Raw genomic sequence first — 21085 nt, forward strand, 5'->3', positions numbered from 1 at the left:
CTCGTCGAGCTCATCGAAATCCACAAAGACCTGAAGTCGCGCGCTGGCGCCTGACGCTTCAGCCCATCGCCTGCGGCCCACGCCGGATGCTTACATTCATCCGACTGTCCTTTCCAGTGTCGTGAGAAGCGCGCACGTCGCCAGCGTCGCCGAAAGGATCGGCGACTCGAAAACGTGCAGCATTGGCGATTGAAGTGTTTGCGCTCCACTCGGGACGCGCTATTTCGATTTATGTTTGATCGCCGCACGATTGCGCGCGGCGATCGAAAGAGTCGGCGTGTCGTCAGTGCGCCGTAGCGCTCGCGCGCTCGCGGATTGCGGCGAAAAGAGCGAAGACGAGCTGTTCGCCCCATTTGGCGACGATCGCCCGCAACACGCCGGCCGTGCTCTCTGTGAGCGAGCGCTCGCCGTCGCCGCCGAAAATCGTCGAGACCACGTCGTCGCCGTGCTCATCGGCGATGGCCTGCAAAATGCGGACTTCATCCCACGCGGCGACGAAGCAGTCGTCCGGCGCATCGGGATAGAGCTTGCGGAATCTATCCTCGGCAGAGAACAGGCCTTTTTCCCATATGGGGCGCATCGGCCCTTTCTGTTCGCCGGCCGACAGCTTCATATATGCGCGGTCGAGAACGTCGAAGCGATCTTCGATCGTCTGGAAATTCGTCTGCATGTTTTCACTCCTTCACACATTGCGGCAGTGGGCGCGGGTTAAATCAGACGACGGCGCGACGCTCGCGCGCTGGCGTATGCGGTTCCGAGGTCGACGTGCGCGGCGCGCCGATCTTCGACGCCGCCCACGCGTCCAGGTCTTCGCGCCGATAGAGAACGCGGCGGCCAGCTTTTCGATAGGGCGGCCCGTTTCCGGTTACGACTGCCTTGGCGAGAGACTTCGCGGCTCCGAAGCGGTAAGTCGCCGACATATAGTCGCCGGCCTCTTTGCGGGTAAGAAAACAGTCCGACACTCGGGCTCTCCTTTTCGATGTGGAGAAAAAATCAGCGAACTCAGGAAAGCCCCGTGAAGTGTCCTTCGTCTACGCCAATCTTGGTTCCAGATTCGTCACGGGTCGCCCCAGGGGGCCCACGGTTTGCGTCCTCGAAACGCGCGCTCGAATGATTCGACGCTTCTAAGAGCCGCCCGATAGCCGTCTCCGAAGAGCTTTCTCGCCGCGGCGGTCTTGCTGCATCCGGTCCTTTCGATTTCGCTCAAGACCGCGTGCGCTTTTTTCAAAGACCCCTGGTGCAGTGATCCGGTTTCTCGTTCTCGAACAATGAGGATTCTGTCCAAGAGATCGTGTTTCGAATCCAACAGCTCGGCCAAGAGGCGCTTTCCTTCTAATGGCGTTGACTCGTCATCATCGCGCAAAAGCTGCTTTATCAATTCGATTCCACGATCCGGGTCTTTTTCATGAATGAACGTAAACCAGATAGAGCGCCATTTCTCGGAAGCGCTTAGACCATCCCATGCAGCTTGCGCGGCCTCGGTAATCCATGTGCCGTCTTCGAGCCGCTTGTCTTCAAGACACCATCCGAGCTTGATAGGTTCGTCCATAGTCGCTCCAAACGAATTCGAACACACTGGCGCAGTGAGCGCAGCGCTATTTCGCGGCCTTCTTCATCGGCACGACTTCGCCGCCCTTGCGGCCGTCCATTGCGGCGACGATCGTCGAGCCGATCGTGTCGACGGCGCGGCGCAACGGGTCCGCGTCCAGGTGGGCATAGCGAGCGGTCGTCGCGGCCTGTGTGTGGCCCAAGAGCTTGCCGATGATCGGCAGGCCGAGAGACGCGCCAGCGCCGAAACTGGCGAAGGAATGCCGCAGGTCGTGCAACCGCACGCCGTCAAGTCCTGCGGCCCGGCAGACGGCCGCCCATGGCTTCTTGAGGTCGGCCCGCGGCGAGCCCTGCGGCGCGTCCGCTTGCGAGCCCTTGCCCCCTTTCTCGGCTTCCTGCTTTTTTCGCGGACCATGGCCGGCGATGATGAAGCGGTTGCCTTCGATCCGGGGCAGGGCGGCCAGCACTTCTTGGGCGGCCGCCGAGAGATAGACCGGCTTCCGGCCGGTCTTGCTGTCCTCCAAGAAGAGAATGCCGCGCTCGAGGTCGACCTGCGACCATTGGGCGTCCAGGACCTCCCGTAGGCGGGCTCCCGTGAGGATCAAGAGGCGAATCGCGGCCACAGCGAAGGGGTCGAGCTTCACGCGCCGGTTCTCGGCCTTGGGGGCGTGCTTGGCCTTCGGCTTCGATTCGTCGACCTGATAGACGAGCCCGATCGTCTCGGCCTCCCGTAGGGCGTCGCCGAGGCGCGCCAGCTCTTCCGTCGTGAGGAAGCGCTCTCGCTTGTCCTCCCGGTAGCGGTCGATTTCCCGAGCCGGGTTCTCGCCCTTGCGAATGAGGCTGCGCTTCATTCCCCATGCGAACATCTTCGACCATGTGGCGAGCGCGCGATTCGCGGCATAGGGGCTCTCGCGCATCTTCAGATGAAGAGCGGCGACTTGGCCGCGCGTGAGGGCTTCGGCCTTCAGAGAGCCGTGCGCGGCCTTCAGCGCGTCGAGACCAGCACGATACGAACGGCCGCTCGACGCTTTGAGCTTGCCCTCCACATGCTCGGCCCTGAACGCCTCCACCAGCTCGGCGACGGTTGCCGCTTGCCGTTGGCTGGCCTTATCGGCGGCAGGGTCCGCGCCGAGCCGAACTTGCGCCAGCATATCGGCCGCGGCCTTGCGAGCCTGTTCCGGCGTGAGCGTCCCGACCTTGCCTATGGTGATGCGCCGCTTGGCGACGCTGCGGCCCCCGCCGTGGGGTCGATACTCGACGATATAGGACATGACGCCGCTCGGCATGACGCGCACGCCGAAGCCGGCGAGGTCGGAATCGAACGCGATGAACGGACGCTCGCCCGCCTGAAGGGCCTCGACCGAGCGCTTGGTGATCTTGAAAGCTGGCATTCGGGCCTCGCCGTGTAGGGCGGCGCTTCCGCGCCCCGTGTCGCCACCGTGTCGCCACCAAACAGCGAACAGCGGTAATCACGAGGCAACATAGTAAATCTCGAAATGCTGATTTTCAAAGGCTTTTGGAATGACCGGCGATCATGGTAAACAATCGAAAATTCTGGTCCATGAGACTTTTAATCAGAGGGTCATGGGTTCGAGTCCCATCGCGCTCACCACAATAGCAAAGACATAGAGATCCGCCCCGCTGGGGCGTCGCCGCTATTCTCGGCTAGCCTCGTCGAAGCGTCCCAGACGAGGGGAGGATCGGCGGCCGCCGTAGCAGCGAAATTGCCATCCCCCGAATCGCTTCGGCTCGAGGCCGTCACATCCCTTCGGCGAGCGTGACTCTCGCCTTTCGCGTCTGCTCTCGGTGAGACAGCGCCTCTCCTGCAATCGGACGAGGGTATGGAATTCGGCGTCCCGCGTCACTCGGACGGAGTGTTTCGGCTCTGATGGCGTTGATTTTCAACAAGGTGCTCCGGGCTCGCGCTGATTGACGCGCTTCTGTCGGGTCGTGATGATGTCTGAGACGACATTATTACGGATTCTCAGATGGCTTTACTGCGGACAGGACGACGATGGCGCGCTCGCGGAACATTCGCGGGCTCGATCGTCTGCCTGTTCGTGATCAAAAGCTTGTTTCTTGCCCTTTCTCCTGCATTCGTCATGCATGTCGTCGGCGGCGACCAGCTCGGCGCGTCATCGCCGCCGATCGTCGCGGCTTGCGGGACGCAGAGCGCCGACAAAGCCCCGACCGACGAGCGCGGAGATCATTCGGTCTGCTGCATTCTCTGCAACGCCGGAGCGCGTGACGCGACGGCCGACGCCATCCCCGACACGGGGGCCATGCTTCGATTCATCCCGGCGGATTCCACCGCGTCGATGGTCTTTTTCCTGGCTCGCGTCACTTCAGAGCGACCATCGGGTTGGATTACATCCTGGTCGTCGCGAGCGCCGCCGCGCATCTGATCTTCAGACGATTCACAGCCTGCTGAAGATGACGCGCCGACGCGTGTCTGTCCTCCGAACGATTTCGACCGTCGGCTCGATTTCATCGGGCCTGTCCGATTCATTCGAGAATTCGACTTTTTTTATTCGAGGCATGAAACAATGAGATTGCTTTTTCTTTTGTCGACGAGCGCTTCGGCGTTCGCGGTCGGCGCCGCGCTCGCGGCCGATCTTCCATTGCGTGAGGTCACGCCAATTCTCCCGCTTCCGAAATGGGAGGGCTTCTATGGAGGCCTCGATATAGGGGGCGTCGCGGCGAGCGCCGGTCCGATCGTCTATACGACCGCTCCGGCGGTCACAGGAAAATTCCTCACCGATCCGGCGATGTGGCAGGCGCGCGCGCCATTCTGGGCGACGCAGAATGGGGCGTTGGCCGGTGGCGACGAAGGCGGCTTCCTCGGCGGTTTTCAGATCGGCTACAATTATCGAAGCGAATATCTCGGCCGGATCATCGCCGGCGTCGAAGCCGATTTCCAGGGGCTCGCCGTCGGAGGCCGCAGCGGCAGCCTCGCGACCTTCTCGCGCAACTTGCTCGCCAATGGCGACAGCCTCGTCAATTCCGCGAGCGGATCGTCTTCGTTGCAATATCTCGGCACGGTTCGCGCGCGTCTCGGCTATCTCACGGATCCGACCTTATTCGTCTACGCCACGGGCGGCTTCGCTTTCGGAGTAGTCGAGAACAAGCTCGCATTGTCGTCTCTCTACGCCAATGCTGCTGGCCTCCCCATACAGAATGCGATCGGCAATCTCGCCAATCTGACTCCGCAAACCGGCTGGACTGCCGGTGCCGGCGTCGAATGGATGTTCATGCCCGATTGGAGCCTCAAGGCGGAATATCTCTATTTCTCCCTGGGTGGCGGAAAAGTCCGCACCGCGTCGGAAGCCTATCCACTCCTCGCGAATGCGTTCGGCGGCGCCAATGGGGTCCCCGCGGACTGGACCAGTTCGGTCGTCTCATCGCCGCGCATGAGTGGAAGCATCGCCCGCATCGGCATCAACTACCATTTCGTTTCGAATGTCGCCGCCGCCGGACATGGAGGCGGCGACGCGGGCGGAGCGCATGACGCAACGGGCGACCGCGACGCCTCCGATGCGCGCGACGGCGATACCGAAGGAATGCAGAAAGGCGGCGAGAGTCATGCGGGCGCCGGCGCTCGTTCGGGACATCATGGCGCGGGCGGCATGCATGGCGGAAAAAGCAAAGGCGCGAGTCATGTCGCCGGCGCCTCGGCCGGCGGACACAAAGTAGCTGGCGGCGCGAAGGAGGGACATGGCGGGGAGCATAAGGGCAATGTCCATACGGTCGTGCCGGCGGGCGTCTACGGCGCGCATATGGTCGGCGCCGGAGAGGCGCGCTTCGCCTATACGCCGAGCTATTCCGTCATGCGGGATGATTACATCGGAACCACGAAGATCGCGCCCTATCAGGTGACGCAGATTCCCTGGGTTCCCAATAGCGTCTTCGCTTTGCCGAACTTCTTCGCGGCCAATCCGACGCGAACGCTACGAAACGCTCCCGACAATATGAAAATGCAGATGCATATGTTCCATGGAATGTTCGGAGTGACGGACTGGTTCAATGTCATGATCATGGGATCTCTGTCCGACAGAAACATGAGCATGACAGTTTTCAAGGGACCGAATGGATCGATTCCACTCGGCCCGACCAATTCCGCGACCCAGGGCTGGGGCGACACGATGGTCCAGGGACTCGTCCGCCTCTACCAGGACGACATTCACCATCTACATGTGAACCTCGGCCTAAGCCTGCCGACCGGAAGCATTTCCGAGGAGATCATTCATATGCATCCCTCGGGAGTGTTCTTCCAGAAGCGCGCCTATTACGGATTGCAGCTCGGAACGGGAACCTATGACGGATTGTTCGGCTTCACCTACAGGGGAAAGCTCGACGCTTGGTCATGGGGCCTCGTCTATCGGGGACGCGCCGCGCTCGGCGAAAATCAGTCCGGCTATCTCAGGGGATTGTCGAACGAGATCTCGGCGTGGGGCGCTTACGACATCGTGCAGGGTCTCGCAGCGACGGGCCGCGTCGCCGCCACGGTATGGGACCGCATCTATGGTCACGATGTGCTGATCTGGGGCGCGCAGCAAGGAACCGTTCCCGACTATCAGGGCGGCGAGCGCGTCAAGCTTCTCGGAGGCTTCGAATATCTCCTGAAGTCGGAAGGCATGAAGCCGGTCCGGATCGCGGTCGAGGCGGGCGCTCCCGTCTATCAACGATTGAACGGCCCACAGATCGGGCAACAATGGGAGCTCAACACGGCGTTGAATTTCGGTTTTTGACGAAACACGGCGTGAGCTCGACGTCGCCAGGCGGCGGCGAGCATGAGTTCGGCGAGGGATCGAAGGGCGCGACGACCGGCCTGACGGAAATGCAGCGTCGCCGCTTCCACGAGACAAAATGACGCTGCGTGTCCCGCGAGCGGGCGACATCTATGCAGGTGCGAGGTCGAGGATCGCTCTGCGCGGCCTCGCCTAACGCGCGCAACTCATCGCTCCTCGTTCTGTTGCAACCAGACGACCCATGATCTCAAAGGGAACAAAAATGAAAAAGCCCATTCGAGCGGCGGTCGCCGCTCTCACGCTGATCCTTTTCGGCTCTGTCGGGCATCTCTCGCTCGCGCAGACCGCCGCGCCCATGGAGCATGACGGCAAGGGCGGCGGCCATCACGGCGACCACGCCGGCCCCTCGTCCGACGGGGCGTTTCACAAGCGCTTCGACGATGCGGCCAAATGGGCGAAAAAATTCGACGATCCAGAGCGCGACGCCTGGCAGAAGCCGGAGAAGGTCGTCGACGCGCTGCATCTCGACCGCGCCGCGCGCGTGGCGGATATCGGAGCCGGCACCGGCTATTTCAGCGTCAGAATCGCCAAGCGCATTCCGAACGGCAAGCTCTATTCCGCCGATGTCGAGCCCGATATGGTGACCTATCTCGGCGAGCGGGCCAAGCGCGAGCGCCTCGCCAATCTCACGCCCGTACAATCGAGTGCGGACAAGGCCAATCTTCCCGAGCCCGTCGATCTCGCTCTCGTCGTCGACACCTATCATCACATCGGAAATCGCACGCAATATTTCTCTGCGCTCAAATCGTCGCTGCGGCCGAAGGGACGACTGGCGATCGTCGACTTCAAGGCAGCCTCGCCGGACGGCCCGCCCGTGGAACACCGAATACCGCCCGAGCAAGTGACGAAGGAACTGGAAGCCGCCGGCTATTCTCTGGTCGAGAAGCACGATTTCCTGCCGCGGCAATATTTCCTCGTCTATCAGAAGCGCGACTGATGGGCGCGCCTTTCGAGCCCGCCGCCGAGGGCCGCGCGCCCGGCGGCGAGCGGGGACGGCCGGAGCGCAAGCTGCTGGGCTTTTCCGGCGCGGTCGCGCTGGTCATCGCCAACACTGTCGGAACGGGGGTCTTCACGACCTCCGGCTTCGCTCTGGCGGATCTCGGAGAGCCGGCTTTCGTCATGCTCTCCTGGCTGATGGGCGGCGTCTATGCGCTCGCCGGCGTCGTGGTCTACTCCGATCTCGCCGCCAAATATCCCGAGTCGGGCGGCGAATACGTCTTCCTGCGAAATACTCTGCATCCTGCGCTGGGCTCTGTGGCGGGATGGATTTCCCTCGTCGCGGGATTCACCACGCCGATCGCCGCGGCCGCTCTCGGCGCGCAGCTCTATCTGGCGCGCGCCGGCGGTCCCGGCGCGGCGACGCCATGGGTCGCCACGCTCATCGTGATCTGCCTCGGCCTGCTCCACGCCGGCGCGCCCGCCAAGGGCGTCGCATTGCAAAATTTCGCGGTCCTGATCAAGGTCGGCGCGATCGTCGCGTTCATCGCTTTCGGCGCCCCCACGGCGGGCGCGGCGATCGCGGCCGCGCCGCCGCTTTCGCTCGAAGCCTTTCAGCCTCTGGCCTTCGCCGGATCGCTCGTGTGGATATCCTATGCCTATTCGGGCTGGAACGCCGCGGTCTATGTCACGGGAGATATCGCCGGCGGCGGCCGCACGGTGGAACGCGCGCTCTATTCGGGGACGCTTCTCGTCATCGGACTCTACCTCGGCGTGAGCGCGGTGATCCTCTATGGCGCGCCTCCGGGACAAATCCGCGGCGTCGCGGAATCCGGCGCGCTCGCGGCGTTGGCGATCGGCGGTCCGCGCGCGGAGCTGGCTCTGAGCGCGCTCATTGCGCTCGCGCTCGTCACCTCGGCGTCGTCCATGCTGCTGAGCGGACCGCGCGTCTATGCGAGAATGGCGCGGGACGGCGCGCTTCCGGCCGCATTCGGCCGACTGCATGGCGATCATCCGCGTTTTGCCATACTGGCGCAGACGGCGTTCAGCCTCATCGTCATTTGGAGCGCAGGACTTCGCGATCTCCTGGAATTCGCCGGCGTCACGCTGAGTCTTTCGGCAGGAGCTGTCGTCATCGGATGGCTTCGACAAGCAATGCGCCATGGCCTCGCGCCGGGGAAGCTTCCCGAGCTATGCGCCGCCATCGTGTTTCTGACGACGACGACAGGCATCATGGTCTCCGCTCTGATCATGCGGCCGGCCTCGGCGATTGCCGCCGCCATGCTGATCGGCGTCGGCCTTTTGGCTTATGCGCTGAGCCGTCCGAGGACGGCGAATTAGCCTGGGCGTGTTCTTCGCTGCGGTGAAGACGACAGTGGACTAGCTATCGCTAATCGTCGGTAGACAGAGCTATTTGTCGACCATTTCCGGGATTAGCGGGAATTACGTTAAATCCTGCGGTATCGCCGGAGCCTTCACGGGTCGGGCGGCTTGGGGCAGAAAATGGCGCTGGTAGAAGCGGTGGATTGACGACTTGGTCGGGGCGCGGCGCGGGCCGAACTCCGCGATGCAGGTGGCGAGAATAGCCTTTTGCGTCATCTTCCCCAGCCGGGCCGCAAGGAAGGCGGAGATTTCCGGGTCCGCGTCGATCGGAGACGTCGGTGGCGCTGGAAGGCGAGGTTTACGAGGCCGCCGTCCGGCCGGCCTGAGTTTGGCGAGCTGGCGGCGGGCCGAGAGCAAATCGGCGTATTCGGTCAGCGGGATAGTCACGACTTCGACGCCCTCGACCGTCGCCGGGCCGAGGGGAAGGGCGCTTTTCCGATCGCTCTCTCGAGACATTTTCAATCCCCGTTCAATACCCCGTCGAACGGCCCTCGAACCGTGGCCGAAGGCGGTTTGCCGCGCCGCGCGGCAAACCCGCCGATATCGTCCGCAGCGCCCGCGAAGGCCACTCACTTCAATAGCTCACCAAGAAAGTCTGTCACCAGGGCGTCGATTTCCTTGGCGTCTTCGGCCGAGACGCCGAGAAACTCGCGTTTCGGGATCGTGACCTTGTGGGCGAAAGCCATCTTGCCTTTCACCGGGAAGGCCAGAAGCTTGGCATTTTTCGGAGAGATCACGGCCCCCTCTTGATGGATGTGGGCAAAGGGGAAGCTCGCCCCCCATTCGCCAGCCGAGCCGTGAGACGTCCAGGCGAGCGAGCCGAGAAGATTGTCTCCGGTCGGATGGAGCGTAGGAGTGCCTTCGCGGTTCGGAGGCCAGAGCGTCCCGTCGGGAGCCGGCCCGCCCGCGAGAATGCGCTTGCGCGTCTGGTTCTCGCCAAGACTGAGGATGTTCGTCACGAGATCATGCTCGTCGAACTCCGCGAGGCGCGACACAAAATCTTTGACCTTCTGAAGGTCTTTCACCTCGACGACGATCTTGACGCCCGTTTCGGAGGCCATTTCTCTCACCCGACGTCGATATCGTGAAGCGCGCCGTCTCGGCCGCCGCGGGCGCGCCGGTCGAGGGCCGCGACCACCTGCCGTTGCATGGACTGCACATTCTGGACGCCGTGGAAGTTCATCTGCGCAACATGCATGTGGACGTCGCTTCGGCCGGACGTCTTCTTCGGCGTCGCTCCGCCTCCACCGCTGCCGCCGCCGCCGATCGCGCCGCCCGTGGCGCCGCCGGCCGGGCCGGTCGAGCCGCGGACGCCGCGCGCGCCGGAGAGGCGCGGCTCGATCTTGACGACGATCGGCGCGCCGAGGATTTGCTGAATTCGCGCCCGAATGGCCTGCGCCTCGGCGTCCACTCGGCCGCCCTGCGAGGCTATGCCGGCCGCATAGGTGTCTATGAGCTTGCGCGCCTCCGGCGTGAGGTCGGCGCGCTGGAAAATCGCCGTCAGCTCTTCGACGAGCTTCTGCGCCTTCTGGCGCGCCTCCTCGCTGTTCGGGAACAGGTCGCGCGTCTTCATCGCGACGTCGAGCGCCTTGACCTTCCCGAGCAGCTCTTCGGTCAGCTTCGGATTGGCGCGGCCGAACGCGCCGCGCAGACCTTCCTTGCGCGGCCCGGTAGACTGGGGCGGCGGCTCCTTGGCGACTTCGACGCGCCGCTGCAAATAGGCGATCTGCGCGTCGAGGCGCCGCAGCTCGGCGGCCATCGGTTGCGTGTCCGCCAAGCTCCCCGATCCGGCCGCGCGGGCGCTCGAGAGCTGGACGGACACCTTGTCGCGCTTGTAGCGCGCCGCCGCCAATTCTTGCCGCTCGGCTTCGCGCTGCGCGGCGATGCGCGAGACGAGGGCCGGGTCCGACGCCAGCCGCTGGGCCTCTTCGTCCGACAGCTTGTCGTTCACGCCCTTGGCGAGAATGGCGGAGGCCTGCGCGGCCTTATCCATGCGCTGGCTGGCCGCCACCCATTTGTCGGCGACATGGTCGATATAGGGAAGAACCGGTTTCGCGGCCTCGGCGGCGATATGCAACATGGACTGGTAAGCCCGCTCGAGCTTCTTCGCCGTCGTGTTGAGGTCCGTGTCGAGCGCCTTCTTCATAGAGTTTTCCCAAGCGCCGCTGGCGAGGTAATCGCGCAGCCGCTTCAGCTCGGGCAGAGACTTCTTGAACAGAAGGATTTCATCGAACCATTCCTGACCGCCCACGCCCTTTGCGACACGGACAGCGTCCTTGCTCTTCTCGAGGCGCTCGAGGAAATCGATCATCGTCCCGAGGGCGTCTTTCTGCATTCCGCGCTCGAGCTGCTTCGCCGTGAGGCCGAGCGTCTTGAACGCATCCTGCGCCCCGTCCTTCAAGCTCGCCGCCGTGCGCAGACGCGATGCGATTTGACCGAAAAAGCGCGACGCGACCTCGTCTTGCATTCCGACCGAGCGCAGCGCGGTCATAGCCGACAGCGAGTCGTCGTAGGAAACGCCCGCCGTCTCGGCGCCGGCGGACGCGCGCTGCCACATTTTGGCGATGTCCCGTTCCGCCGCTGCGGAAACGTCGCCGAGTCCGTTGATCTTGTCGGCGAATTTTTCGAGCGCGGGGATCGTCCAGCCGGTTTGCGCCTTGACCTCGGTCAGCATTTGCGCGGCTTCGCGCGCGCCGACGTCCCACGCGGTCGAGACCTTCGCGCCGAGCATGGCGAAGCCCTCGAGGTCTTTGTAAGCGACGTTGCCCTGTCCGCCCTGCGCGAAGATTTCGGCCGCCTCCGAATAGGACATTCCAATGCCGCGAGACACCTTACCGATTTTCTTCTCGAGGTCGGCGAATGTTGCGCCGGGATCGAGGTCGACCTTCTTCAGCACGCTCGCATTCGCCTTGTTGCGATCGATGGCCTCTTTCGTCGCGAGGCCGCCGATCGCGGCGAGCCCTGCCGCCGTGCCTCCGATAGCGGCTCCGGCGACGACGGCGCCGCCTGCGCCGAGCAAATAGCCATTGGGCGAAACACGCGACGCGGCCTCGAGCAAGGCCTCGCGATGCGCGCTCTTGCCCGTCTTGGCCATTTTGCGGCCGATCGCGACGCCGGTCGCTCCGGCCAATAGCGCGCCGCCGCCGTGGCGGCTCATTCCGCCGATCATCGCCGCCGACGCGATCTTCTTTTGGCTCGTCGCCAGCGCGATATTGGATTTCGTGAGCTGGTCGATCTTGCGCCGCGTCTCGTCGACGCCCTTCGCGCCCTGGCCGATCTTGGCGACGCCGTCTCCGGCCTTTTTGGCGGCGCTCGCGGTCTTGTCGAGCGAGCCGCCGAGCTTGGCGGAAGCCGTCCAGGCCTTGCCGAGCTCGGCGGCGAATTTCCCCGTCGCCTTGCCGTTGATCTTGCCCGCGGCCGAGCCGATCGACGCCACATCCTTGGCGGCGACCTTCGCCTCTTTCGAGAGAAGGTTCTGCAATTGCAGACGGACGCGGACGTCGAGGTCTGTCATGTCGAAATCTCCCGCGCGGCGCGCCGGTTCAAGAATTCGCGGTCCGCTCGACCGCCTCGACGAAGCTCAGAGAAAGGCCGGCCGCGCGATGCTCGGCCACGAGTCTGTTCGCGCGCCGAACGATGCTCTGCGCGTCGAGAATGGAGGGCTCGCCGGCTCGCTGCGCCTGCGAGCGCGCATCCGAGCCGCTCGCTTCCGCAGCCAATCGTTCGAAGGCTTGAACGATCGTCAAGGGCTGGCCTGCGGCGGCGTGTTCGGCCACCAGTGCGTTCGCCGCGCGAATGCGCGCGTTCACATCGCGAACGGACAGCGCCGCGGTCGCATCGCCGCCGCCGGCCAATGCGGGAGACGCGCTCTCCTTCCCTTCGGCGTCGCTGGAAAGGCCGAGCTGCGCCGTGGCCTGCGACACGGCGTCCAGAAAGGACAGCGTCGCGCCCGCGCGCTTCGCCTGCGCGACGAGCGAGCTCGCCAAATCCGCGATCTTGCGGCCCGTCTGCGCGAGACCTTCCGGCGATGTCGCGTCGAGGCGCGCGAGCGTGGCGGCCGGCGAATGGCTCGCCGAGGCGGAGCCGGCGCTCGGCGGCGCGTGCCTCGTCGCCGCCATCGTCAAAGCGTCGACGATAGTGAGAGAGAGACCGGCGGCCTCATGTTCGGACATGAGCGTCTTCGCCGTCTGCGAAACGAGATTGCCGAGCCGCACGCTCGCCTCGAAAGAGGAGGTCGCATTCTCGACGGAAGCCGGCCGCGCCGAAAAGCTGTCCGCTTCCACGCGCGAGACGTCGTTTCCGACGGCGCGCGCCTTCGCGAAGGGGCGGACAGAACGGACGAGGGAAACGGATTTGAGCCGCTTCACCTTGCCCGACGCCTCGTAAAAGAAGGCTGGCGACGTTGCTGAATAGGTTCCGGGCTTCAAGATGTTTTCGGCGTCGCCTGTCCATTCGACGCGCGCCTCCAATCTCCCGGCTTCGATCCGCAGCTCGCGGATTTCGCCGACCGGCGGCGAGGTGATGTCTTTGCCGCTGTCGGCGGCCTCGTCCGGACGATGATCGACATTCACGGGGAATTGCCGGAAGCCTTCGTCCGTCTCCTTTGTCGCCGTCGCGAAATCCTCGAGGATCGCCTCGGCGTCGATATAGAAGATCAGGCCGCCGGCCGTCTCGACGAAGCCGACCGCTGGAAAGACGACAACCCAATCCGGCGCGGGAGACGTCTGCCGCAGCGACGTGGAAACAACGCGATAAATGACCTGGTCTTGAACCGGCTCGCCGGCTGCGGCGAGCGCGGGCTGATTGGCGAGCGCCGGAGCATTCACCAGCGACACGGCCTTCACCCATGTCGCGCGGCCGTCCGGTGTGTGCATGAAGGAAGGCGACACATAGCGATAGGCGCGCTTCGCCAAAAGATTGCGGCCTTCGTCCAGCCACTCGACCTTGCCCTGCAACGCGCCGCCTTCGATGCGCAGGCCCGAAATCCAGCCCACGGCGTCCGACCGCTCGCCGCGCGCCGCGGCATTGTCCGTCGCATGATTGATGTCGATCGGAATGTCCAGCTTGCTCGCCTCGAAAGCGCGAATGAGGGCCGCGCCGTCGACGGAATAGGAACGGTTGTCGCGCGTCTTGACGTCGCCGAGCGCGGGAAAAATCGTGATCCATTCCGGCGGTTCCGCCGCGCTCTCGGGGAGCGGCGCGACGACGGAAAAGGATGCGAGGCGTTCAGCGTGAGCGGTCATTGTGATTGCCCCTTCTCTTGGTCGGCGGGCTGTTGCTTCGCGGCCTTTTCCTGGTGAATGGCGGAGATATAGTAGAACGCTGTCCGCCTATGCATTCCGAGCAAGGCCGCAATCTCGCTTGTTGAAAATCCGAGTTCGTGGGCTTCCTTGACCTTGAGATACCTCGATGCGCCGCGTTCCGGCCCGCGAGGGATGTTGAATTCCTCTCCGCCTATCGCATCGCCGAGCTGGGCCGCCTTTTCTCGCCCGATCACGTCGACAAGCCATGAAGGATGGCCGGCCTCGATGTATTTTCGAGAGGGAAAATAGCGTTTCTGTCCGCCATACTCCCGAGCTATGGCGAGCGCCGCCTCGACGCCGATCGCATCCGCGAAGAGTTGAAGAACTCCGGAGAGCTTTCTCTCGGATGGGCGCAGGACAGGGCGAGCGCGCGGAATGACCGTCTTGCACTTCGGACATTTCATCGCGCTCGCTGTCCTTTTAGGAAATCGCGTTCCGGATGAGCGCGCCGGCCGCCTTGGCGACGACGAACTCCTTGATCATCTCGCCGACGCGAACGACTTGCCCGCCATGAAGGCCGATGCTCGCGTCTTCGATCGTCCCGGCGATGCGCGCCCCGAAGCTCGGCGAAAATCCCCAGGTCACGCCGCCCGTCCCCGGCCGCGCCAAGGAGTCGAGATAGGTGAGGCTGATATCCTTGCCCCATATCTGACGCAGGTCCGTGGGCTGGCCGGCCCGCGCAGCATTCACATAGCCGGCGCCGATCAAGAGCTTCTTGATCTCGAAATATTCGATGAACTCCGCACGCGCGATCTTGCCGGCGCCCGTCGTCGTGCCCTTGACGGACTTGACGAGCTGGGGATGCTTGCGCAGCACGTTCCAGACGGCTTCGGACATTGTGACCGTGTTCGGCCGGAAGACGAGCGGGGCGGCGAAGGCGGCGTCGAGAATAGCTTCCGGGTCGCTGTTCGCGTCGTCGAAACGGTCGGCCGCCGTGACGATGTTCGTCACATTGGCGGGAAGATAATTGTCGGGGTTTTGAACCGCGGCGGCGACGCGCGTCTCTCGGTCGACGCGCAGCAGATGCGAGAGCCATGTCGTCGCATGGGCGAGCGGATCATAGCTCGAGAGGCCTTTGTCGCGCTGCGCCTTGGCCGCCTCTATATCGCTGTTGGGGATGCCGTCCTGAAGGCCGAAGGTCTCGACCGAGCCATCGCGCTCGGTTCCCGAAAATTCGACCTCCGGCACACGGCCCTTGCGGCCGACGCGCGTGTCCGGCGCCGTGAAGGCTTCGTGAACCGGATATTCCGTCCATTTGAAAACCTCGCCGCCGACCTCGACGCGCGGAAGCGCCTCGTCGGCGATCAGCGCGACGTCGGGGTTGACATAGGCAATGGCGATGCCGGTGAGGACAGGATTGACGGTGAAGGGGCGCAACGGGGCCATGGTATTCCTCTCGATGTAACTTTTTGGCTGGTTTCAGAGGGCTTCGAACGGTCGCCTATTCGGCCGCGCCGCGCTGTCGATCGCCGGCATGCGGTATCGCGCCCGCCTCGCGAAGCGCGTTGTATCCAGCCCCGGTGACATGGATGGTCGAGCCGGCGGGATGCGTCTTTCCGTCGATAATCACGTTGGTCGAAAGCGTGATGTCGATCAGCTCGCCGCCGGCCGTCTCTGCAACGCCCGCAAGCGCCGCTTCCTTTCCGTCGCTCATGATCGCGATTTCCTCTCGAGGGCGAAGAATGATGGCCGCTTCGTCTCTCGGCGAGGAACGCGCCACGGACTGCGCGTGTCGTCGGCGGGAAAAAGAGGCCCCGGCTCATGGCAAGAACCGGGGCCTCAGAGGCCGCCGACAAGGCGCCCTAACAGCTTGCCGGCGATCTCACCGTAAACAGGGTGCAATGTTTCACCAGGGTGCGAAGTCGCACCCTGCGGCGAGTTGAGCGGGATATGGGGAGAGGGGTTGCGCGAGGCGCGGGGCGAGTGCGTGAGGCTCGCCGGGTAAGGCTTGGTTATCGGCAACGAGGGCCGCTATCAAGCGGCAGCAATTCTCAGGATAGAACTTCGCTGATGGCGTCCGAAGCGCTCTTCCGAATAATGGCGTTCATTCCCCGAGAGTCTGACGGCAGCAATTCCGCGAGCTTCTCTTCGAAGGCGGGGCGCAGCGCGTCGCTCGTAAACCGCGGGTCCAATGTCTCGACAATTCCGAATAACGCCTTCAGCATGAGCGTCGTCGCGATCTCGCGTCCGGTCGCCTTCAAATTGCGCTCGAACTCGTCATTCATCGCCTCGACTTGGCGGAGAAAATCTTCGTTCATCGTTCTCGCTCAGTTCTCGGCGATCGCCAGCGAGCTATTTCCCGTGTCGGCGAGCATCCCTGCATTCATGGCGTGCATCTTCGTAAAGACGCTGCGAAGGGTCGGCTCCTAAAGGTGATTTGTCAACGACGGCGGGCAGTCCAAAAGCTCGCGACCGTCATTGACCAGGCGCTCCATAGGGCGGATAGTTTCGCCGTGGCGTTGCCGAAATCGACCTGCCGGCCGCCTCGAGGCCGCGATGGGAGGGGTGGCGTCCTCCCCGCCACACCCGAGCCGCGCCGCCCTCCGCCTCCACGGACTCGGGCGGGAATTATGGACGTCGTGGCCCTATTCCCGCCGAGCCTCGGAAACGGCCCCGCTATCGCCTTCGAACCCCGGTGCGCCCCACCGCAACGCCCACGTCAGAAAAACGCACTCAAGGGCTTTTAGTCCCCTTCAAAATCGATTTGATGGGCGTGGGTCCCGCTCGGGCGTCGAAAATCTCCGGCGGGCGCGCGGCGGGGAGGACGTGACCCCTCCATAGGCTTCTTGCCCGCCACTACCGCTTCCGGGCCGCCGCGCGTTCGCAGCATGGCCGGCCGGCCGCCTTATAGCAAGGCGACCATCGGAACGAAAAAGGCCGCCGGTTTCCCGGCGGCCTCGAAGCCCGATCGAAGAGGCGTCGAACGCCCGTCAACGCCGCATTTCGAAGACGCCGTCGCGTCGCCGGGCGAATTCTATGGCGCCGGTCTCCACGGGCCGAACTCCGGCGATGGCGACGAGCGCGCGCGCGAGCGAATAGCGCCGGGCGAGGTCCGTGACCCTCTCGCGCAGCCGCAGCCCGCCGCCCTGCATGAAGGTCGGCGGCAGCTTTGCGGGCGCCGGCGCGGTGGCGGCGGGCGTGATCGGCGCGGCGCCGAGCTGCCGGGCGCGCCGGCCGGCGCTGGCCGCGGGTGCCGCGCCGATCGCCGCGACGCGCTCCGCCATGGCGGCGGACAGGCGATAGCCCTTGCCGCGCTTCGTCTCTATCGAGACGCCATGCGCCGCGAGCTTCTTGCGCAGGCCGCAGACGAGCGAGGGAATGCGGTCCGTTCGCGGCGCGGCGGCGCCGGCATAGACGGACTGGGTCAGCTCGGCGCGTGAGGCGGCGCGCGGGCTGGCCTTCATCAAATGCGCGACGAGGCGCGCCTCTTTCGCGGTCAGTCGAAACGGTAAAAAATCGTCGTCGCGCATCGCAATTCCTTTCGAGTCTGTCGTCCGTCGTCTGTCCGCGGCCGGCGGTGGATCAGGCCGCCGGGCCGGCCTTCCGTCTGAGCATGGCGCGAAGCCCATTGATCGCCTTGCCGGCTTTGTCGGCGGGCAGGAAGCGCAGCGCCGAGACGTGGAAACTGCGCTCGAGCCACGCGTCCAAGCCTTTTTCCGGTTCCTCTCCGGCGGCCCATTCCGTCCAGAGCTTGCGGATGAGGCCGACTTGCTCCGGCGTGGCCATGCCGCGCCGGAGCCCGAAGCTCCGATTTGGCGAGGTCGCGCGGAAGCCGAGCCGCTTGAACTCGGCGAGCGCCTCCTCATAGCCGTATCGGTCGAGTTCGGCCGCGCTCTCGGCGCCGCCGACCTTCTTTAAAATGCTGCGATACGTCTCGTCGTCGAGGCCGAGCTGTTTCTTGGCGACGTGGAGCATCGCCACTTGCTTAGCCGTCGGCATGGGCGGGCTCCTTGCGAAGCTTGGTGCTCGCATCCGAGACGAGTTCGGAAACCTTGTCCAGGAGCGCCGCGACCGTCTTGACGGCGGCGTTGATCGAATTGACGTAGTCTTCCGTTTCCTCCGGCTCGGGATGATTGAAGTGGAAGGTCGAAACGCGCACGAGGTTCAAGATCGACCGCGCCTCGATGTTCACGGACAGGGCGGCTTCGATGTTCTCTTGCGCCGTCCCCTTCTCTTGGGGGCAAATCAGCATGTAGTCATCCATGATAGCTCGCTCCATTCTCAATGTGCGTTGAAGGATTGCTCGTCGGCGGAAATCGTCAGGTTGACGGCGGCGTTCAGTGCGTCGGCGGCGCGCTTCGTGTCGTCGAGCAGAGCGCCCATGTGGAGGCTGAAGACGCCGGCCGCCGTATTGATGTATTCGCGCTGAAGAAGGATGATCGTCATGAGCTGCTCTTTCGACAGCGTGGCGAGGTCTTGTTCCGGCGGGATTTCGGGTTGCTGCATGTGTGTTGCCTCTTGCGGGAGAACAGTCGTCACCGCGCCAGCGACGCGGTTTTCAGGGCCTTTAGCCCGAACTTGCCAACGGCGGCGGCGGCTTTGATTTCGTCGATCGTCAACGGGCCGTCGCCTACTTGCAGGCGAGCGTCGTTGAGCATGCGAACAAGCTCGCCGATCGAATTGGTTGCTCGGCCGAAGGCGACGCACGCGCGATAGGCCTCTTTGCCGCTGACGTCGAAGTCGACGGCGATGCTTTCGAAATCCTCGTCTTCAGGAGGAGTCAGCTCGAGCTGGCGCGCGACCCGTCTTCCCATTTGTCCGAACGCATCGGCGTCGACCGCTTGAGTTCTCTTAAGGAGCGATCGGTTGCCGCATAGGACGAATGTAGCCTTATAATTCTCCGACAGACTGAGAATATCCTTGAGAATGTTGAGCTTGAGGTATTGCGCCTCATCGAGAAAAATCACTGTCCGTTTGGACTCCAATTCGTCGTCTCTGTAGCGAAGTTCTTGCTCGAAATATGTCTCGAGCGAGCGCCACATCGTGCCGCAATGCTGCTGTCCGCCCCGTATGTCCAAATGATCGCAGATCAGCCGAGTCGCTGGGTTCATCGATCCGCTCGCCGTGGCGAGTTCGATGTATTTGGCGCCGGGAATTTTCGCGGCGAGATACTTGAGAGCGAACGTCTTACCGATGCCGGGAGGCCCCTTGATAGACACGGCTTGGCCGGTCATCATGGCGTAGGATACGAAATCTTCGATCGCCTTATATATTGTCGTTTGGACCGCGCGTTTCATGCGGATTTTGCCTTCAAATTCGCCGCAATGCGGGCGTTTTGCGCTCTCTGCGCCTCGAATTTTCTCTGGCGCGCGGCTTTTTCCAGATCGCGCTGCGCGTCCTCTCTCGCGCGCTTTTCTTGTGGGCTTTCCTTCACGCCCGCGGCCGTGCGGCGCGCCTCGTCGGACGCCGTCACGCGCGCGCCGACTGGCGCGGGAAGCTGCTTCGGATAGGTCGCGACCGCCTCCAAGAGTTCGGCTTCCGCGTCGATCGTCGGCGCCGACGCGTCGAGGTCGCGCAGCCCCCGCGCGCGTAGCCTGCGCCGCCGGGAACTCTCCTTCGCGCCGGCGACGTCGTCATAGGCGAAGGGCTTGTCCACTTCGGCAAATCCGAGCAGACGTCCGCGTTCGTCTTTGATCGGCAACCGATCCCAATTCTCGAATTTCGGAATGACGACAATGACGCGCTTGCCGAGGTAGGACGCCAGCTCGTCGCAGGTCCAGGAGCGCCCGCCGACGCTGATATGGCCTTGCCGGACCTCGCGCGTCTCTTCGGTCGAGAAAGCGGCGACGAATGCGTCCGGATCGACTTCCGTCTTATGCCAGCCGTCGAGGACGGCTTGATTGTAGGCCTCGGTCGGAGAACGCATTGCGAGGGCGCCGCTCTGCGGCATGGCATGATATTGCGCGAGCGAGCCTTCGATCATCACGGGAAAGCTTTGAAGCGAGTGGTAGGGCGTCGGCGCCCGCCCGACATTCGCAGTCTTGGCCTTCATGCGGTTGCCGCCGACATAGCCGGGAAGCTTGGCGAGATAGGACTGCCAAACTCGGAAACGGTTCTCGATAGGCTTGGCGCGGGCGTTGTAGGGCTTCGCGCGCGTCAGAGCGCTCAGATAGTCCGTGTGGGTGAGCTTCATCGCGTCGTCGATGAATTCCGCGAAGCGATATTCCGAGCCGTTATCGAGATAGAGCTTCTTCGGAAGGCCCCACGCGGACACCATTTCCTTGAAGCTGGCGATCACATGCTCGTTGCGAATTCCTTCGCCCTTCGGCAGAACGACGACAGTCGCCCAGAGACGGGCCGTCGCCACATCGAACCAACAAATCGCTTTCGCGTATCGCTGTAGGCCTTCGACCTCGGGCAACAGGAAGTCGAGCGGGTGAACGTCGCCGACGATGATGTCCATGGGCCAGAGCCCTTCGATCGTTCGGAGAATGCCCGGATTGTCGTCGTCGAACTTCTTCCGGTCTTTGTGATGCTCGCCGACGCGACGATAGTCGTCTTCGGCCTTCACAACCCACATAGGAACTTTGCAAGAGCCGGGAGGGGGCTCGAAGCCGGCTTCACGTATGATCTCTTCGAGGAAGCGCGAGGCTTTCCAACGTATGTTGTTGATACCCTCAAGGTTCTTGTGTTGGGCGCGGATGAAGTCGAGCAGCCGCTTCTTCACTTCGGTCAAATCGATCATGTCTTTGAACTCCCTGTCGCATCGAATGGAAACGATCGCCTTCGACGCGCCATGATCGGCGCGCTTCTTTCGGCCGAGGGCGACGAGGCCGCGTTCGTCGTATTCGCGCAGCCAACGGCGGACCGTGTCCGGCGCCAGTGTTTCGAGCCGCCCTGTCGCGGGGTTGAGGATAGGTCGCTCGCATATGGCGCGGATCGCATCGGCGCGAGCCGTCGAACCTTTCGGATGTTCGCCGGCCCTATGAACGATGTCGAAACGCCACTCACGAATGAGGGCTTGGCCTTCGAGCGGCGCGGGAAGGGCTTTCGGAGAGGCTTTGAGCGCCTCTTGAAGGCCGAGCGGGAGACTGTCGAGGCGGACCTCGTAGCGGACGCCGCTTCGGCCGCCGCCCCGGTGGCCCTTGACGGTGCGAACGATCAGTG

General features: G+C 63.6%; 20 protein-coding genes. 3 read left to right on the forward strand and 17 right to left on the reverse strand.

What is annotated here, in order from left to right:
• Positions 1 to 283: 283 nt before the first annotated feature.
• The 3 genes from EDE12_RS19015 to EDE12_RS19030 form a co-directional block, all read right to left on the reverse strand.
• A complete protein-coding gene (locus tag EDE12_RS19015; protein WP_026598382.1) occupies positions 284 to 670 on the reverse strand; it encodes a hypothetical protein in 387 nt (128 codons plus the stop codon).
• Positions 671 to 1057: 387 nt separating this feature from the next.
• Positions 1058 to 1549, reverse strand: coding sequence for a hypothetical protein (locus EDE12_RS19025; protein WP_026598384.1), 492 nt, complete (start codon positions 1547 to 1549; stop codon positions 1058 to 1060).
• Positions 1550 to 1595: 46 nt separating this feature from the next.
• Positions 1596 to 2939 carry a site-specific integrase gene (locus EDE12_RS19030; RefSeq protein ID WP_026598385.1) on the reverse strand — a complete coding sequence of 448 codons (1344 nt, stop codon included), beginning with the start codon at positions 2937 to 2939 and terminating at the stop codon, positions 1596 to 1598.
• A 1155-nt stretch (positions 2940 to 4094) separates the two neighbouring features.
• Between EDE12_RS19030 and EDE12_RS19035 the strand changes: the two genes are divergently transcribed.
• The 3 genes from EDE12_RS19035 (at position 4095) to EDE12_RS19045 (ending at position 8633) form a co-directional block, all read left to right on the forward strand.
• Positions 4095 to 6296: an outer membrane beta-barrel protein gene (locus EDE12_RS19035; protein WP_051592424.1), complete on the forward strand. Its 2202-nt coding sequence runs from the start codon at positions 4095 to 4097 to the stop codon at positions 6294 to 6296.
• A gap of 262 nt (positions 6297 to 6558) precedes the next feature.
• On the forward strand, positions 6559 to 7293 hold the full coding sequence (locus EDE12_RS19040; RefSeq protein ID WP_026598387.1) for a class I SAM-dependent methyltransferase: 735 nt from the start codon (positions 6559 to 6561) through the stop codon (positions 7291 to 7293).
• A complete protein-coding gene (locus EDE12_RS19045) occupies positions 7293 to 8633 on the forward strand; it encodes an amino acid permease (RefSeq protein WP_051592425.1) in 1341 nt (446 codons plus the stop codon). Before EDE12_RS19040 ends, EDE12_RS19045 begins: the two co-directional genes overlap by 1 nt.
• A gap of 102 nt (positions 8634 to 8735) precedes the next feature.
• Here the strand turns inward: EDE12_RS19045 and EDE12_RS19050 are convergent, their stop codons facing one another.
• From EDE12_RS19050 to EDE12_RS19115, 14 genes are all read right to left on the reverse strand, one after another.
• Positions 8736 to 9131, reverse strand: a complete 396-nt coding sequence (locus EDE12_RS19050; protein ID WP_051592426.1) for a hypothetical protein — start codon at positions 9129 to 9131, stop codon at positions 8736 to 8738.
• Positions 9132 to 9244: 113 nt separating this feature from the next.
• The gene (locus tag EDE12_RS19055) at positions 9245 to 9736 is read right to left on the reverse strand and encodes a phage virion morphogenesis protein (protein WP_036290793.1); all 492 of its coding nucleotides are present in this window, start codon (positions 9734 to 9736) and stop codon (positions 9245 to 9247) included.
• 5 nt (positions 9737 to 9741) lie between these two features.
• Positions 9742 to 12189 (reverse strand): phage tail tape measure protein, encoded by a 2448-nt coding sequence (locus EDE12_RS19060; RefSeq protein WP_026598389.1) that lies wholly within the window; start codon positions 12187 to 12189, stop codon positions 9742 to 9744.
• A 28-nt stretch (positions 12190 to 12217) separates the two neighbouring features.
• Complete coding sequence (locus EDE12_RS19065) at positions 12218 to 13918, reverse strand: phage protease (protein ID WP_051592427.1); 1701 nt, start codon at positions 13916 to 13918, stop codon at positions 12218 to 12220.
• Positions 13915 to 14382: a hypothetical protein gene (locus EDE12_RS19070; RefSeq protein ID WP_051592428.1), complete on the reverse strand. Its 468-nt coding sequence runs from the start codon at positions 14380 to 14382 to the stop codon at positions 13915 to 13917. The genes EDE12_RS19065 and EDE12_RS19070 overlap by 4 nt, the downstream gene beginning before the upstream one ends.
• Positions 14383 to 14398: 16 nt before the next feature.
• Complete coding sequence (locus EDE12_RS19075) at positions 14399 to 15364, reverse strand: hypothetical protein (RefSeq protein WP_026598390.1); 966 nt, start codon at positions 15362 to 15364, stop codon at positions 14399 to 14401.
• Between the two features lie 55 nt (positions 15365 to 15419).
• Entirely contained in the window at positions 15420 to 15632 is a 213-nt protein-coding gene (locus tag EDE12_RS19080; RefSeq protein ID WP_134188235.1) for a hypothetical protein, read from the reverse strand.
• Between the two features lie 337 nt (positions 15633 to 15969).
• Entirely contained in the window at positions 15970 to 16236 is a 267-nt protein-coding gene (locus EDE12_RS19085; RefSeq protein ID WP_026598392.1) for a hypothetical protein, read from the reverse strand.
• Positions 16237 to 16908: 672 nt separating this feature from the next.
• Positions 16909 to 17448, reverse strand: coding sequence for a winged helix-turn-helix domain-containing protein (locus EDE12_RS19090; protein WP_051592429.1), 540 nt, complete (start codon positions 17446 to 17448; stop codon positions 16909 to 16911).
• A gap of 52 nt (positions 17449 to 17500) precedes the next feature.
• Positions 17501 to 17917, reverse strand: a complete 417-nt coding sequence (locus EDE12_RS19095) for a regulatory protein GemA (RefSeq protein WP_026598393.1) — start codon at positions 17915 to 17917, stop codon at positions 17501 to 17503.
• Positions 17904 to 18197, reverse strand: a complete 294-nt coding sequence (locus tag EDE12_RS19100) for a hypothetical protein (RefSeq protein WP_134188236.1) — start codon at positions 18195 to 18197, stop codon at positions 17904 to 17906. Before EDE12_RS19100 ends, EDE12_RS19095 begins: the two co-directional genes overlap by 14 nt.
• Positions 18198 to 18199: 2 nt before the next feature.
• Positions 18200 to 18424, reverse strand: coding sequence for a hypothetical protein (locus EDE12_RS19105; protein WP_026598395.1), 225 nt, complete (start codon positions 18422 to 18424; stop codon positions 18200 to 18202).
• Positions 18425 to 18453: 29 nt separating this feature from the next.
• Positions 18454 to 19215 (reverse strand): ATP-binding protein, encoded by a 762-nt coding sequence (locus EDE12_RS19110; protein ID WP_026598396.1) that lies wholly within the window; start codon positions 19213 to 19215, stop codon positions 18454 to 18456.
• Positions 19212 to 20663, reverse strand: a complete 1452-nt coding sequence (locus tag EDE12_RS19115; protein WP_157198933.1) for a hypothetical protein — start codon at positions 20661 to 20663, stop codon at positions 19212 to 19214. The genes EDE12_RS19110 and EDE12_RS19115 overlap by 4 nt, the downstream gene beginning before the upstream one ends.
• Positions 20664 to 21085: the final 422 nt, after the last annotated feature.

It is taken from the genome of Methylosinus sp. sav-2 (genome assembly GCF_004366495.1).
Classification (GTDB): Bacteria; Pseudomonadota; Alphaproteobacteria; order Rhizobiales; family Beijerinckiaceae; genus Methylosinus.